The organism is Candidatus Babeliales bacterium, assembly GCA_036260945.1.
GTDB lineage: Bacteria > Babelota > Babeliae > Babelales > JACPOV01 > JACPOV01.
This window is the reverse complement of record DATALT010000002.1, coordinates 428,751-442,537: the sequence shown is the minus strand read 5'-3', so window position 1 is coordinate 442,537 and position 13,787 is coordinate 428,751. Positions and strand designations below refer to the sequence as shown.

The 13,787-nt window shown below is 38.3% G+C and carries 18 protein-coding genes; 6 read left to right on the top strand and 12 right to left on the bottom strand.

Annotated features, from left to right (window positions below; translation table 11 throughout):
* Positions 1-84: 84 nt before the first annotated feature.
* Both proS and VHO47_02825 read left to right on the top strand, forming a co-directional pair.
* Positions 85-1,509, top strand: coding sequence for a proline--tRNA ligase (proS, locus tag VHO47_02830; protein ID HEX2978028.1), 1,425 nt, complete (start codon positions 85-87; stop codon positions 1,507-1,509).
* Positions 1,510-1,728: 219 nt separating this feature from the next.
* Entirely contained in the window at positions 1,729-2,631 is a 903-nt protein-coding gene (locus tag VHO47_02825; protein ID HEX2978027.1) for a tyrosine recombinase, read from the top strand.
* Positions 2,632-2,633: 2 nt separating this feature from the next.
* On the opposite strand, the gene VHO47_02820 is transcribed toward VHO47_02825, so the two are convergent.
* From VHO47_02820 to VHO47_02800, 5 genes are all read right to left on the bottom strand, one after another.
* Entirely contained in the window at positions 2,634-3,362 is a 729-nt protein-coding gene (locus VHO47_02820) for a M48 family metalloprotease (protein ID HEX2978026.1), read from the bottom strand.
* A 20-nt stretch (positions 3,363-3,382) separates the two neighbouring features.
* On the bottom strand, positions 3,383-4,564 hold the full coding sequence (locus VHO47_02815; GenBank protein HEX2978025.1) for a hypothetical protein: 1,182 nt from the start codon (positions 4,562-4,564) through the stop codon (positions 3,383-3,385).
* A 25-nt stretch (positions 4,565-4,589) separates the two neighbouring features.
* Positions 4,590-5,033 (bottom strand): hypothetical protein, encoded by a 444-nt coding sequence (locus VHO47_02810; protein ID HEX2978024.1) that lies wholly within the window; start codon positions 5,031-5,033, stop codon positions 4,590-4,592.
* A gap of 69 nt (positions 5,034-5,102) precedes the next feature.
* Positions 5,103-5,495, bottom strand: coding sequence for a hypothetical protein (locus VHO47_02805; GenBank protein HEX2978023.1), 393 nt, complete (start codon positions 5,493-5,495; stop codon positions 5,103-5,105).
* 213 nt (positions 5,496-5,708) lie between these two features.
* On the bottom strand, positions 5,709-6,260 hold the full coding sequence (locus VHO47_02800; protein HEX2978022.1) for an HdeD family acid-resistance protein: 552 nt from the start codon (positions 6,258-6,260) through the stop codon (positions 5,709-5,711).
* 140 nt (positions 6,261-6,400) lie between these two features.
* Between VHO47_02800 and VHO47_02795 the strand changes: the two genes are divergently transcribed.
* Positions 6,401-7,324, top strand: a complete 924-nt coding sequence (locus VHO47_02795) for a class I SAM-dependent methyltransferase (GenBank protein ID HEX2978021.1) — start codon at positions 6,401-6,403, stop codon at positions 7,322-7,324.
* Here VHO47_02795 and VHO47_02790 read toward each other — a convergent pair.
* The 3 genes from VHO47_02790 to VHO47_02780 form a co-directional block, all read right to left on the bottom strand.
* Positions 7,321-7,743: a DoxX family protein gene (locus VHO47_02790; GenBank protein HEX2978020.1), complete on the bottom strand. Its 423-nt coding sequence runs from the start codon at positions 7,741-7,743 to the stop codon at positions 7,321-7,323. The two genes, VHO47_02795 and VHO47_02790, sit on opposite strands and share 4 nt — an antisense overlap.
* An 11-nt stretch (positions 7,744-7,754) precedes the next feature.
* The gene (locus VHO47_02785; GenBank protein ID HEX2978019.1) at positions 7,755-8,147 is read right to left on the bottom strand and encodes a vitamin K epoxide reductase family protein; all 393 of its coding nucleotides are present in this window, start codon (positions 8,145-8,147) and stop codon (positions 7,755-7,757) included.
* 110 nt (positions 8,148-8,257) lie between these two features.
* Positions 8,258-8,743 carry a hypothetical protein gene (locus VHO47_02780; GenBank protein ID HEX2978018.1) on the bottom strand — a complete coding sequence of 162 codons (486 nt, stop codon included), beginning with the start codon at positions 8,741-8,743 and terminating at the stop codon, positions 8,258-8,260.
* A gap of 192 nt (positions 8,744-8,935) precedes the next feature.
* Between VHO47_02780 and VHO47_02775 the strand changes: the two genes are divergently transcribed.
* Positions 8,936-9,286 carry a hypothetical protein gene (locus VHO47_02775; protein ID HEX2978017.1) on the top strand — a complete coding sequence of 117 codons (351 nt, stop codon included), beginning with the start codon at positions 8,936-8,938 and terminating at the stop codon, positions 9,284-9,286.
* Positions 9,287-9,294: 8 nt separating this feature from the next.
* Here the strand turns inward: VHO47_02775 and VHO47_02770 are convergent, their stop codons facing one another.
* The 3 genes from VHO47_02770 to VHO47_02760 all read right to left on the bottom strand — a co-directional run bounded on the left by VHO47_02770 (position 9,295) and on the right by VHO47_02760 (position 10,633).
* The gene (locus tag VHO47_02770; protein ID HEX2978016.1) at positions 9,295-9,483 is read right to left on the bottom strand and encodes a hypothetical protein; all 189 of its coding nucleotides are present in this window, start codon (positions 9,481-9,483) and stop codon (positions 9,295-9,297) included.
* Between the two features lie 81 nt (positions 9,484-9,564).
* Entirely contained in the window at positions 9,565-9,945 is a 381-nt protein-coding gene (locus tag VHO47_02765; protein HEX2978015.1) for an ankyrin repeat domain-containing protein, read from the bottom strand.
* A gap of 19 nt (positions 9,946-9,964) precedes the next feature.
* Positions 9,965-10,633: a hypothetical protein gene (locus VHO47_02760; protein ID HEX2978014.1), complete on the bottom strand. Its 669-nt coding sequence runs from the start codon at positions 10,631-10,633 to the stop codon at positions 9,965-9,967.
* A gap of 165 nt (positions 10,634-10,798) precedes the next feature.
* On the opposite strand from VHO47_02760, the gene dnaN reads away from it, so the two are divergent.
* Positions 10,799-11,923, top strand: coding sequence for a DNA polymerase III subunit beta (gene dnaN / locus VHO47_02755; GenBank protein HEX2978013.1), 1,125 nt, complete (start codon positions 10,799-10,801; stop codon positions 11,921-11,923).
* A 9-nt stretch (positions 11,924-11,932) separates the two neighbouring features.
* Entirely contained in the window at positions 11,933-13,003 is a 1,071-nt protein-coding gene (recF, locus tag VHO47_02750) for a DNA replication and repair protein RecF (protein HEX2978012.1), read from the top strand.
* A 293-nt stretch (positions 13,004-13,296) separates the two neighbouring features.
* Here recF and VHO47_02745 read toward each other — a convergent pair whose 3' ends face one another.
* Positions 13,297-13,695 (bottom strand): thioredoxin family protein, encoded by a 399-nt coding sequence (locus VHO47_02745; protein HEX2978011.1) that lies wholly within the window; start codon positions 13,693-13,695, stop codon positions 13,297-13,299.
* Positions 13,696-13,787: the final 92 nt, after the last annotated feature.

The following is a 13,787-nucleotide window of genomic DNA, read 5'->3' as shown; positions in this document are numbered from 1 at the left end:
TCCAGGGTCAATTTTTACTTTTTGAGAGCTTTATAGTATTTTAACATAAAAATATATTAATCGTAGCCGAATGGACTTTTATCAATGAGTACCAAATTGCCAGATATCAAGACCCAGTTTTCCGAATGGTATAATGAGGTTGTTTTTAAAAGTGAGCTTGCTGATCACGCACCGGTTCGCGGATGCATGGTAATTCGCCCGTACGGCTATGCACTATGGGAAAATATTAAAGAAATTCTTGATAAACGCATAAAGGAAACGGGCCATCAAAACGCCGCTTTTCCTCTTTTAATTCCAAAATCGTTTATCGAAAAAGAAAAACAGCACGTAGCTGGCTTTTCGCCGGAATTGGCGGTAGTAACCATCGCAGGCGGCAAAGAACTTGAAGAGCCATTGGTGATTCGCCCTACCTCTGAAACAATAATTCACTCTATGTTTGCGCAATGGATTAAATCCTGGCGCGATTTGCCAATGAAAATAAATCAATGGGCAAACGTCGTTCGCTGGGAAATGAGAACGCGGCCTTTCTTGCGTACTACTGAGTTTTGGTGGCAAGAGGGCCACACCGCACATGAAACAGCTCAAGAAGCCAAAGACGAAGCTGAGCAGATGTGGCGCGAATATATTAATTTGTATCAAGATTACCTTGCAATTCCGGTTGTTTTTGGCATGAAATCGGAGAGTGAAAAGTTTGCAGGAGCGGATGCAACGTACACGGTTGAAGGGATCATGAGGGACGGAAAAGCGTTGCAGCTTTGCACTTCCCATATTATTTCCCAGAATTTTGCGAAATCTTTTGGCATCATGTTTCAGGATCGCCAAGGAAATCAAGCATATCCGTATTTAACAAGCTGGGGATTTACGACGCGTTCCATTGGTGCTGTTATCATGGTGCACGGTGATGAAAAGGGCTTGGTTATTCCTCCAAAAATTGCGCCAATTCAAATTGTAATCGTGCCAATTTTCAGAAAAGATGCGGATACTCAGATCATTAAAGATGAAACGAATAAAATTGCCAAAAAATTAATCGGCCATGGTTATTCTGTTCACGTAGATGATCGAGAAGATGAAACGCCGGGTGCAAAATTTTATAAATGGGAACTCAAAGGAGTTCCAATGCGCATAGAAATCGGCCCGCGTGATGTTGCAAATGGCACCGTAATGCTGAGCGATCGCTTGGGGCTTGCAAAAGAAGCGGTTCCTATGGCCACCGTAGAAAAAGCGGTTGAAGGACGCACATTGCTTCTCCAAAAAACAATGTTTGACCGTGCAAATGAACGGCAAAGTGCATTGTGGCACACCGGCAAAAAACTAACTCAATTTGGCCCTTTGCTTGAGGCAGATAATGGTTTCTATAAAACCGGTTGGTGCGGTAAACCTGAATGCGAGGCACAATTAAAACATTATAAAGCGACGATTCGTTGCTTATTGCAAACCCATGAATTTGAATATTGTTTTAATTGCGATCTCAAGAGCAAAACTGATACGGTTGTGGCAAAATCATATTAAATAATTGCGCACCCTTCGATACAATTTTTAACTAAGTTAAAAATCATTCAGGGCGAGCTCAATTGGCTAGTTCTTCTGGTTATTTGCATGGAAATATCGATTTCAGTTTGGACAGTGCTGCTTAGGCTTAAGAAGTTTCCCACCCGGCGCTCGTCCTGAGTGATTTCGAATGCAATGAGAAATAGTATCGAAGGATAGCGCCTCTTAAAGAGACCAATTATGAAATCGGTAGTGAATCAATTTGAAGCATACTTGCTCACAGAAAAGCGGGTTTCCAAAAATACGTTTGCAGCATATCAAAGCGATATGAACCAATTTGTTCAATTTTTAAAAAACGACGAAATTGAGCTTGAAAACGTTACGGCAGATAACTTAAAATCTTTTTTGCATTTTCTTAAAAACGAAGAGATTGGGGCGCGCAGCATGGCGCGTAAAATCTCAACACTTAAACTTTTTTTCCGCTGGGCAAACGAACGGCTTTCATGGAAGGTGCAAGCTCATCAGCTTCGCGCTCCCAAACTGGAAAAAAAATTACCGACCTATTTAAAACCTTCAGAAATTGAACTGCTTTTGCAAACTGCTCAAGCAGATAGTTCGATTCACGGTAAACGCAATAGTGCCATCCTTTATCTTCTGTATGCGACAGGAATGCGCATTAGCGAATTGATTAATTTAGAGCTTGCACATCTTCAGCTTGAAAGTGGACTTATTTACGTGCTGGGAAAAGGCGGAAAAGGCAGACTCGTTCCGATTCCGGAACATATTACTTCAATGATCAGAAACTATATTAATACAGTGCGCCCACAATTAATGCCAGTGGAAATGGTTAACGCAACACCTTTTTTATTTCCAGTGCTTTATGGAAAGGTTGCAAAACCAATTTCGCGTCAATCGTTTTGGATGATTTTAAAAGAGTTGTGCGAACGTGCTGGCATCAAGAAATCTATTTCGCCGCATATGCTTCGCCATTCATTAGCGACGCATTTATTGCAGCAAGGGGCAAACTTGCGTTCATTGCAAATGCTTTTAGGCCATGAGAATTTAGCGACGGTGGAAATTTATACGCATTTAGAAAAAAGCCATGTACGCAAAGTGTACGATAAAAAGCACCCAAGGGCATAAAATTATTTAATTTGTTTGCGTCGATTAATTTCTTGCTCAATATTTGCAATGCGATCTTTAAACGATGGATGAGTTGCGGTGAGTTTTGCATAAAGATCGTTTCGATCTTTATGCAAATGACGCTTAAGGAAATTCTTCGCACCTATGAGTTCTGCATCTGTCGCATGCTGAATCATAAAATCATCTGCCTCTTTTTCAAAATGTCGTGAACATTTTTTAAATGCCAAGTAACCCGTAGCCGGCCCTAGAAATAAAAGTGAATAAGTAGGGCGTGAATAAATTAATTCTGGCCAGATCGTCCAATATGCTGCACCCAAAAGACCCATTTTAATTGAATGAGAGTAATCTTGATGGCCTTTTTCATCAAGAGTGATAGCGGATTGTTCTGCCGTTATAGGCCATATGGCCATACGCGCAGCTTCTTCTTTTGGTATATAGATAGTATTAAGTATCGTCGCCCATTCTGGCCCACAAGCAAATTTTTGCTGTTCATTCGGTTTAAGCAAACCTTTGGTGCGAAGAATTTTTTCTAGAGCTGTTTTTGTTGCGGGCGGGATATCGCCCGATTGATTATAATATGAATATGCAACTGCTCCCACAAACGAAAAAAAAGAGGTGCTGGCAAAAGTTTCTATTATAGAAGCAATTCTTTGCGTATAAATTCTAGGAATGGGAGAAGAATTGAGTGGTATCATAACGAGAATGATGAGATGCAGTATACGTTTTTTCACAGTAACCATTCTTGAAATTATTAAAAGAGATCCATACTCGTAAATAATTGATTACTTCTTCTCTTAATTTCTTCTTGCTTCAACTGACTACAATGATTATCCCATGCTTTTTCATAACCAACAACATATTTTTCATATTGCTCAGGTGTGAAACGCGGATAAGATTTTCCATCTTTTGCACGATGTTGCGCTTCATGCAATTGGCGAATGGTTTTAACAGCTTTATAACGGTCAAGACTATGTGGATGCGTAGAAGGCATCGTATTATATGGTTTCTCTTCGGCAAGAAATTTCCAATCATTCTCCATTATTTGAGCAGTTTTTAAATTTTTTGCTGCAGGTTCCTGATCTGAGCGATATTCCTTAAAATGGGAAATTGGGGCCCTTCCAATCTCTTTGCCTCTCATCCCAGTAACTTTGCTCAAAGTATCGGTAAATACGCCATCTCTATGAACTAAATGATTTATTTCATGTTCAATAGTCGCCTTTTGATTAAGTAGGGGGGAGTTAAAAAACATTTCTCCAACTACAAGTGCTTTGAACCCTATTACATTTGGATGCTCATATGTCGCAGCAAGTCCCGGGTCCGCATAACAGTCATAAACAGGCGCTGTGAAAAATATTGTTCCTGGAAGTTTATGTTCATCTACTAATTGTTTTATATATAGTTTTATTTCGGGATGAAGTATTTCTTTTACTGAATCGTCGAAAATAAGCTTTCGCTTCAATAATGACTCTTGTTCGTCAAGCATCTCAATTCGAGGACCAACCAATGATTCAAATTCTTGGATCCATCCTTCAAATTTAGGTCGCCATTCTTCTTTTGTGGAGTCCAACCATTTCTGTTTACTCTGCACAAAAGCCTCGCGGCCTTGTTTTTTGTGGATATCCTTAACGATTTCTTTTATAGAAATAGAGTTTTTTTCCATCTCTCGCGCAAGAGTATCCATTGGATGAGTTGAGCAGTTGCCTCGCAAAAAACAAGCTTTTTGCTCTCGATAATTTTTATCTTTGACCAAGTCGTATATGGTATTAAATTCTTTATTAGAAACAGTTTTTTTTATGAACTCTTGGCGCGCAGCTTCTTTTTTATCAGGCCACACATATGAACGGGCCAAACTCCACAGATCTTTGTGCTGTTGCGCGTCGCAAACATTCATAAATAGTAAGCAAGAGAGAGTGAGCAGAAAAGAGCGTTTCATCGTTTTTCTCAGTTTAATAACTTTATTAATTTTTATTTGCATCGTTCCATTGAGAATGAACACCAAAAGACGCGTAAATGAGTGATGTTCCCAATGCTATTGGAAATGCAAACCCAGAAACTGTTCGTGCAAAGCCAAAGCGTGTAGCGCGTAGTGCATGCTTGCCAAGTTTTCCAAAAAGATCATGTTCATAGGCGTTTAATTGCGTATATTTTTTATTTGCTATGCTGAGTTTCTGCATCTCTTGCGCGCATTTCATCGTCGCATTACCATTCTTATTTGCAGCGTAGCCAAAGTAACTTTTAAGGCCAAGGAATGCTGCCGATGCACCGGCAAAGTATTTGGACATAGTAAAACATTCTTCTGCTTGAAGATGAGAAGCGATGCGATCACTTAGGTTTTTATCTTGCGCGTTTAATCCTGCGGTCAGCGAAGCCGATACCAAGAGCGCAGCTATTATTCTTTTCATTTGTATTCCTGTTTAATAAAAAGCGCACTTTTTACAGTGCGCTTTTTAAAGATTGTTTAATTTCTAAAATTAAGCATTTTTCCATTTGTTATAGAAATGGGCTGCGCCAAATCCTAGTGATGTTATCATAGTCGCGGGCAGTGCCTTTGCAGATACATTGTACGAATAACGGAACAGTCTATTAGGCATAGTTCCGAATGTTTGCTGATTTGCTTTTGGTGCAGTTTTATTCATACCGTATTTGAAGATACTCTTTGCTGCAAAAGCGTAAGTACCGAACGTAGCAAATTTGCCTGCATTCTCTTGGTACGCTGATTTATCAGTTGCTGTTTTGTACAAGTATGCATACATATTTGATGCATAATTTTCTGCTTTAGTTTGAATACTCTTTAAAAAGTCGTTTGAAAGAGCAACGTTTGTAACGAGAGTAGATATCATTAATAGTGATAGTATTTTTTTCATAAGATAACTCCATTTTCTGTAAATTAAGTGTGAATGTAACTTAACACTATTAAGTATACCCTATGGGCATATATTGTCAACTTGAAAAGATTTTTTGTGCTTAAAAAGGCAACCTTACCAGTGGGGTTCAAAATAGGGATAGTTATAGGAGGCTAAAACAAAAATAGCCTCTATAAAAGAGGCTATTTTCTAACGTTGCTATACAAAAGGGATTTAGTGGCGGGCGTGAATATGTTTTACGGTAGGCGCAAGCATAATCCAGGTCCATCCCGTAAAAATTAAATCGATCCCTACAAACGTGCCGATTACCCATAATCCAGATACTGGCCATTGGTACCAAATTAATGCGCCAAGCAATACTGAAATGATACCATTTATGAGAAGCCATGTTTTATGGGGGACATTTCTGGTTAAAGCTACTGCGATTCTAAATATACCAGCGACGACAAAAAATATTGCAAGAACGAGCGTGAGCGTTATTGCATTGATTGCAGGATTAAAGAATAAATAAAGGCCTGCAAGGATATAAAGAATGCAAAGAAGGGCGTGCAGGAAAAAGTGGCCAGCACGATTCATTTTGAATGCTTTAATGCCTTCAAAAACACCACCGATAAGCAAAAAGAATCCAAGATACATTACTGATATAAGGGTACTGGTAAATGCGTAGATAACAGCTAAAACACCCAGAATTACCAATCCAATACCTAAAAGCATAAAAAGCGAGGCATGTTCTCGTAAATATTTAATTGTGGAAGCATTACTCATAGCGATTTCCTTTCTTATTTTTACTGTAGCTTAGCGATTTTATTTTTTAAAAAGCAATACAACGAAGCTTTCAGTTACAACGATTATTAATTGAGGTACGCTACTAAAAAAATCGCGACACTTTTTTTGGGAGAGCGAGTATGGAAAAAATATCGTGCATATTTAATTGCAAAGCGCCAAGCAGCATTGTTATTAATGAGTCTGGATATGAAGGCAATAAATGTTTTAATTGCGCACTCATTTATATTTCGCCGCGACCATCGATGCAAGAAGTATTGGATATTTATGGGCATAATGATGCGCATATTTCTGCACAATCGCACATCACGCAATCTTATTTTAAATATTTGCATAGCGTCCATACACTTTCTATTATAAAAAAATATAAAAAGTGCGGAGCGATTCTTGAGATTGGAGCTGGCGGCGGGCATTTTCTGGCGCAAGCAAAAAAAGATGGTTTTGAGCCGTATGCGATTGAACTTAATCCAGTACAAGCAACATTTATTTCTGAAAAGCAAAAAATTCCATGCGAAGAAAAGCCGTTTTCCCTTTCATCATTTGGGGCAACAAAGTTTGATATTATCTATCATAGCGATGTTATAAGCCATTTGCATGATCCGCATGCCGCGTTTTCTATGATGCATGAAAAATTAAATGAGGGCGGGTTTATCATTTTTGAAACGGGCAATTTAAGCGATGTTCACCCTCGCTATTATTCTCTTTTTAACTCATTTCAATATCCTGATCACCTTTTCTTCTTTGGCGAACAGAGCGTTAAAACACTTTTAGTGCAAAACGGTTTCGTTTTTAAAAAGATGTATCGTTATTCTATCGTTCTGCATTTAATGGTGTTGAAGCTTATTGGTTTGTTGAGCAAAAAAGATAAGCAGCAAAAAATTTCTCCTAATGCATCGGGCAATGCACCAGTAAAAACAAATCCTGTAAAGGATTTATTAAAAGATACCTATCATATTATGCTTTACACGATGCGATACAGACTCGGTGCATTGTTGCCTAAAAAAAATCGACCACAAACTATAATTGTTATTGCTCAAAAAAATTAACGTTTCAAATACGAATCGAGCGAATATTTTCCGCCGCCGGCAATAAAGAGGCCAATAAAAACAAAAAGCAACGTAAGAGCAGCTGAATACACTTGGAATGCATCACCTTTATTCCAATGCATCAAAAATGCTACGATCATGGTGAAAGTGAGAAAAGCTGATGCGATGCGCGTTCCTAATCCGAGCGTTAATGCAAAACCGCCAAAAAATTCAGCGCATGCAGCACAAAAGCCCCAGAAGGTTGGCCATAAATGAATACCTAGATTTGCCATGGTGGATCCCAAAAATTGCCACGTTGCTACGCCGCCCATTATTTTGGGAAATCCGTGGCAAATCATTAATATGCCGATCGTGATGCGGATAAAAGCAAAACCGTATTCTTTTAAAGCCGGTGATGATGAAAGTAAATTCTTGATCATAAACATTTTCCTTATGCGTAGAAGTTTTTAATAGCCAGCAACAGCAATAAAAAATTAATAATATAAAGCGATGTGCAAACTAAACAAAGAGCTTTAATTTTAAAATAAAGAAGGTAGGCAAGAAAGCATGAAAAGAGTGCGCCACCAATCGCCATTATCATCACAAGCAGAGGTATATGAAAATACGCAAGAACTGCTAGAGTTGCATAATAAATCATGCCAGTAAATGAATTTGAAATATAGAAAAGATGCGCATATTCGCTTTTCATTGGTTTGGTGCAAGAAATAGTATCGGTTAAATCGCACGCCGCTTTATAATTCTGATCCTCACTTACTTTTCGTTCAGTTAGAGCGGCATAGAGAGAGATGAAAAAACCGATTGCTGCAAGCAATAAAAAAAGCATAGATGATCTCCTTTTTTGATCAATCTATGCAATACAATTTCTTTAATGCAATAAAAAAATAAGCTGCGATAATTACCGCAGCTTATTAAAATAGTTAAAACAAGAAAGTCTTATTTAGTATTTTGCGAATTCCAAGCGCGGCTTAGCTTTTCAAGAAGCGTTTCTTGTTTTGCGTATCCAGCAGTTCTGAATTTAGCAAGTTCTTGTTCTTGTTTTTGAAAGAGCTTTTGCGCTTCTTCATGTTTTTTTTGCCAGAAATCATGCATCGCCTTCATATGTGTTTCATGCAATGCTAAAAGACTTTGAGTTTGTTGATCCGCGAGTTCTTCTTGATTTTTGCCAGCGGTGTTTTGGGCAGCCATTAAATTCTTAATGCTTTGGGCATTATCGCTCAAATGCTGTTTCATTTCTCTGACGTTGTGCTCCAAGAGATCATATTTTTGCTGATGGGTTTCGCCTTCCCATTTAAGCCATTGCGCTTTGTGATCAAGAATGGTTTTTTTCAAATCAATCAAATGCTGGAAACCATTTTGTGCATCGATTAATCCAGCGCTCATCACAAACGCTGCAATAAGTACGTATTTTATCATCTTCATTTATTATCCTTTTTTTATATTAAATAAATGCCCTAGTCGAAAAAGGGCTTCTCCTACCTCTTAGGATAATGGAATAAAAGGCCTGAAATAAAGGGTTTTTTACTATTTCGAGGATGTTTTTTATTGTTTTGGCAAGGCCAATTGTGTTAAAATTATAATTGTATTAAATAAAAAAAAATTAAGGAATTTTTAATGAAAAAAATTATGTTTTTATTAATCGCATTGAGTGCGTTTTCTTTTTCTCTCGTTGAAGCGTTTACTATAAACAAACCCCCATGCTCTTCGGAAGAAGCGTGCGTTAATGATAATAATTGCGAATGCTATTGTTCAGTAAAATGTGGCTATAGAAAAAAAGAGCTAGCAAAGGGCGATAGACCTGTATTTAAAGACGGTGTGTGTTGGTGTAAAGATTGGGATTATCAAAATTATCGTAAGCGCCATTGCGACTTAAAAGAGCAAGCAGCGGGCCAAGCGCCGACGCTTCCAGCTGCGCAACAGACGACGGCAGCTACTTTACCAACCCACAACTTACTTGATTATTAATCAGGCAGCTATTGTTTCTTTTTTGTAAGACTAGAAATAATATTTGAGATATTTGCTGTTAAAAACTTTTCTAGAAACGCGCCAATTTTTCTTTGCCTACCCGAGCGGGTGAGCGGAACGCCGATTTTGCGTCCAACTTTTGCTTTAAACCCCGAAATGCCAAGAAGTCGTTTCCACGAAAAACCACCAAAATTCATAGAGATCCCCACCTTAGTTAGTTGTCTTTTTTATCAGCTTAACCAATAAGAGAGTAAAAAGGCAAAAAATATGTTTTGGTGTTAAGACTGAAAGAGCGCCATAAGATCTTTGTTATTACTTTCTTTTGCATAATCGGCAACTGTTTTACCGTGTGCATCTTTAATGGTTGCGTTTGCATTATGCTCCAGTAAGTATTTCACGTTTTGAAGTCGCCCATTTTGTGCAGCAAGCATCAGAGCGGTTTGGCCACTTTTGGGATGTTGGTAATTAACAGAAGCATGGTGCTTGATAAGTGCGTCAACAATGTCGGTTGTTTTTCCCTGCGCCGCCATTAAAAGGGCGGTATTTCCTTTATCATCTTTCATGTTAACGAGTGAGGGATGGTTTTTAATAGCAACTTTTACTTGTTCAAGATGTTCTTGTTTGATTGCTGTAAAAAGATGAAGGAGTTCTTTGCTCATTTTGTTCCTCGTTATTTTTTTAGGGCAGTTGATAAATATATACAATGGTACTGTTTGACCACGTCATAGGTAGTTGAAGTGTATCAATAAGTTTAAAGTTATGCGGCTCTGGTAGCTTGCGCAAAGTGACAACTCGCAAGCCTTTTTTTAATTTTCCTAATTTATCACTCAACGATTTCATCAATTGATCAGAAAAACAGGTCGAGCACATAAAGACTACCGTTGCTTGATCCAATGGAACATCGCTTATGTTTTTATTAATGAATTTGATCTTATCTTTTTTGGCAAGATTGCGCTGCTCGATCTCTTTTTGTACAGAAAGAGCATTTTCGTACCGCGTTTTGGAAAGTTCAACGCCAACTACTTTTGCCGGAGTGGTGAGCCCAACTTGTACTACCAATTTACCAACGCCAGATCCTAAATCGTATAGCACATCGCTTTCTTTTAAATTAAGCTTGCTTAAAAGTTCTACGGCGCCCTTATGCGTAATCTCTCCATACGTTGGATTACCGCCTTGCTCGCGAATAGTGCTGCGCTCTTTTTCCGATATTGAAAAGCCATTTATATTTTTATAGAGATCATCGATAATCATAAAGCTGTCACTATTTGATAATAGAGAACTATCTTTGCTGAGCGCAAAACTTGAATACACGCTGCATGCAACTATACAGAATATCAATTTTTTCATAATAACACATCCTCTGGTATCACAGAAAATAGTGATACGACGTAAGAATATCTCAGATTGTCTTTATAACAGCTTTAAAATGAATTATTTTGACCATACTTCTAGTACTCGGTATAATCAAGAAAATAGCGCAGAAAATAAAAATGATTATAAAGGAATTTGTTCATGGCACACACATTTATTGTTGCGCAGAAAGAACTTTTCTCGATTCTTTCCTCGATGCAACCAATTTGTTCCAAGCGTACGACGCTTGATACAACATCATATATTTTATTCCAAGCTGGTCACCGTGAACTTATTTTAAAAAGTACCGATCTAGAAATTAGCTTGCAATCGAGCTGTTCGCTTATCTCAAGTTCTATTAATGATACCCTTACGTTTCTTGTTCCAGGAAAACGACTTTTTGATTTGGTTAAAGAACTTGATGGTGATATTGAATGCACTTTGAAAAATAATCAATTTTTTATTAAATCTGGCGCTGTTAATGTTGGTTTACATATTAAAGATGCACAAACATTTCCTCCATTTCCAGAACGCATCGAAAATCTCATGCATCTTGAAGCTTCATTCTTTGTTGATTTAATTGATAAGGTTGCGTTCTTAATACCGCCTAACAATGCAAATCCAGCGCTTAACGGTCTCTTTCTAGAAATTGATGGCCAAGCGTTTAAAATGACCACAACCGATGGTCATTGCTTGGCACAGGTGCGTACAAATAAATATGTGCTTGAAGGCATGCATCGTTGGTTGATGCCCCGGAGAGCTGTTTTTGAAATAAAAAAGATTTTAGAAAACGTCACAAGCCCTGCAATATTTTTGGGAACCTGCGGCAATCAATTAGTATTTTCAGGCGATACATTTAATTTTTTTACCAAGCTATTAGCTGATCAATTTCCGCACTATTCAGCAATTCTTGAAAGAAAAGATTTTGTGCCGGCAGTTCTTGATCGCGCACAATTTTTAAAAGCGTTGCGCCGCTCAACCTGCTTGCTTTCTGGACAGTTTTTAGCAACACAGTTTGGATTTGATGCTGAAAAACTTTTTGTTTCGATGGAAAATAAAGAAGTTGGATCGCTCAATGAAGAGCTTTCGCTCGATCAATTTACTGGGGCGCGTTTAGATATTCGTTTTTATTCTCCGTATTTGCTTTCAGGGCTTCCTGCCTTTGCAGACGATAAAATTACTGCTTATTTAAAGAACTCCACTAAGCCCATTATTTTTGAATCGGAAAAAGACGCGTATCAAATTACATATTTGGTGATGCCAATATCACCAACGCAAAATCTTTAGAGAAGTTGAGTGCAGATAAACTCGGTAGAACTCAAAAACTTTCGCTGCTTTCCTTCGTATGAACTTGATTTTCAAGCCCCCCTGGTACTTATTTCTGGCGCGAACGGATCAGGAAAAACATCGCTTTTGGAAGCACTTCATTATGCTTGCTATTTGCGATCGTTTCGTACGCATGTTCCTAAAGATCTTTTATTTTTTGGACGAGAATCTTTTTTTTTGAAAGTTGCGGTCGCAGCTGATAGCTTGGATCATGAACTTCAAGTTGGGTTCTCTTCAAGAAAAAAGTTGGTTAAAATTGATCAGCAACCGATAAAATCTTATAGAGAACTTATTGATTATTATCGGACTATTACATTGACTGAGGATGATCTTTTACTTATTAAAGGCGGCCCTGAAGAGCGCCGCCTTTTTATCGATCAAGCGGTGATGCTGCACAGGCCAGAATTTTTACAAGAATTAAGAACGCTCCGCTCCATTGTAGCGCAACGCAATGCGCTTGTTTCTCGCGTAGATGGCGCAGCGGATGAATCGTATTGGCTTTGGACGCAGCAGCTTTTTGAGCATTCACAAGAAATTGCGCGAATGCGTGCAGCGCTTTTATCATCGATCGAGATTCGGGTGAATCAGTTATTGCATCATTTTAAAGTCGAGAGCGGCATCGCACTAAGTTACAAATCTAAATGCGAAACACTCGGTAGTTCCTGGAATGAGTGGGTGGCAACGCAAGATAAATTGCCGTTTAAAGAGTTTGCAATGGGCAGAACTCTTTTTGGTGCGCATCTTGATGAAATAGATATAAAATTCAAGGGACAAGTGGCCAAAAGCTTTTCTTCTCGCGGGCAGCAAAAACTCATTCTAATGCTCCTTAAAATAGCCCAGCTTCAGGAGCTTAAAGCAACCAAAGGGCCTGCGCTCTTATTGCTTGATGACTTTATGAACGACTTTGATGAACCGACCGCCTTCAGGCTCATTGAACTGATCAAAGAAAATGCCCAACAGGCAATATTTACATCCCCCTTGGTAATAGGCCATTTTGAAGCGGCGCTGGTGGGGCAAGGGTGCCATAAGATCTCTTTGTGATTGTTTTATCTTTTCAGATGGAAACTTTGGGCGTTTTATAGGGCCTTTTGCAAATCAAGGCCGTTTGACAACTATCGAAAAAATAGGTACATTATCAGTAATAAATAATTGAAAAAAGCTTTAAAAAAGAGCTTTATTAAATAAAAAATTATTTGACATTCTAGCAATTTTAATCATAATGAATGATGTGTTGAAAAAGCAATTTTTCACGCATTTAACTTAGGCTTCATTACTACTCTCCTTTTTTCCACCGCACCGATGGTTCGCCATCAGTGCGGTGGTTTATTTTTTACCTATTTTTTCGCTTTATTTATCTTATCTTGAATTGATGTTTTGGTAAGGCCACCAGCCTGTCGAAGCTCTTTTACTTCTTGTCCATTTTTAAATACTAAAAAGGTAGGAAAAGCGTTTACTTTGTGCGCTCCAAAAAGCATTGGCGCTTCATGATAACTAACACGAACAAATTGGACATCTCGATTTTCTTTAGCAAGCGCCTCGAATGTTCCCGACTTATTAAAAGTTATGCAGTGGCTGCATGTTGGGCTGTAAAATTCTACAACAGCAATAGGCGCAGCCTGAAGATGAGCAGCGAATTCGTTATGATTTTTAGCAGTAGCTATTTCACCTGCATGTGCAGAAAAAATAACGGAAAGGCTCAGCGCGCAAATCGCAGAAAAAGAACGAATGTTCATAGGGATCTCCTTTGTTAAACAACATATACTACAAACTAATTTTACTATCTGAATTAATGCAAAATCAATTAATCCCTTTTTTGTTTTGTATG

Coding starts and splice junctions, on each gene's coding strand:
- VHO47_02785 (HEX2978019.1), bottom strand. CDS start 8,147: ATGCTTTTTTTATTGCTTGCAGCAATCGGTTTTTTCATCTCTCTCTAT.
- VHO47_02770 (HEX2978016.1), bottom strand. CDS start 9,483: ATGAATTTTGGTGGTTTTTCGTGGAAACGACTTCTTGGCATTTCGGGG.
- VHO47_02745 (HEX2978011.1), bottom strand. CDS start 13,695: ATGAACATTCGTTCTTTTTCTGCGATTTGCGCGCTGAGCCTTTCCGTT.
- VHO47_02790 (HEX2978020.1), bottom strand. CDS start 7,743: ATGATCAAGAATTTACTTTCATCATCACCGGCTTTAAAAGAATACGGT.
- VHO47_02795 (HEX2978021.1), top strand. CDS start 6,401: ATGGAAAAAATATCGTGCATATTTAATTGCAAAGCGCCAAGCAGCATT.
- VHO47_02825 (HEX2978027.1), top strand. CDS start 1,729: ATGAAATCGGTAGTGAATCAATTTGAAGCATACTTGCTCACAGAAAAG.
- VHO47_02800 (HEX2978022.1), bottom strand. CDS start 6,260: ATGAGTAATGCTTCCACAATTAAATATTTACGAGAACATGCCTCGCTT.
- dnaN (HEX2978013.1), top strand. CDS start 10,799: ATGGCACACACATTTATTGTTGCGCAGAAAGAACTTTTCTCGATTCTT.
- VHO47_02810 (HEX2978024.1), bottom strand. CDS start 5,033: ATGAAAAGAATAATAGCTGCGCTCTTGGTATCGGCTTCGCTGACCGCA.
- VHO47_02780 (HEX2978018.1), bottom strand. CDS start 8,743: ATGAAGATGATAAAATACGTACTTATTGCAGCGTTTGTGATGAGCGCT.
- VHO47_02805 (HEX2978023.1), bottom strand. CDS start 5,495: ATGAAAAAAATACTATCACTATTAATGATATCTACTCTCGTTACAAAC.
- VHO47_02775 (HEX2978017.1), top strand. CDS start 8,936: ATGAAAAAAATTATGTTTTTATTAATCGCATTGAGTGCGTTTTCTTTT.
- VHO47_02760 (HEX2978014.1), bottom strand. CDS start 10,633: ATGAAAAAATTGATATTCTGTATAGTTGCATGCAGCGTGTATTCAAGT.
- VHO47_02815 (HEX2978025.1), bottom strand. CDS start 4,564: ATGAAACGCTCTTTTCTGCTCACTCTCTCTTGCTTACTATTTATGAAT.
- VHO47_02765 (HEX2978015.1), bottom strand. CDS start 9,945: ATGAGCAAAGAACTCCTTCATCTTTTTACAGCAATCAAACAAGAACAT.
- proS (HEX2978028.1), top strand. CDS start 85: ATGAGTACCAAATTGCCAGATATCAAGACCCAGTTTTCCGAATGGTAT.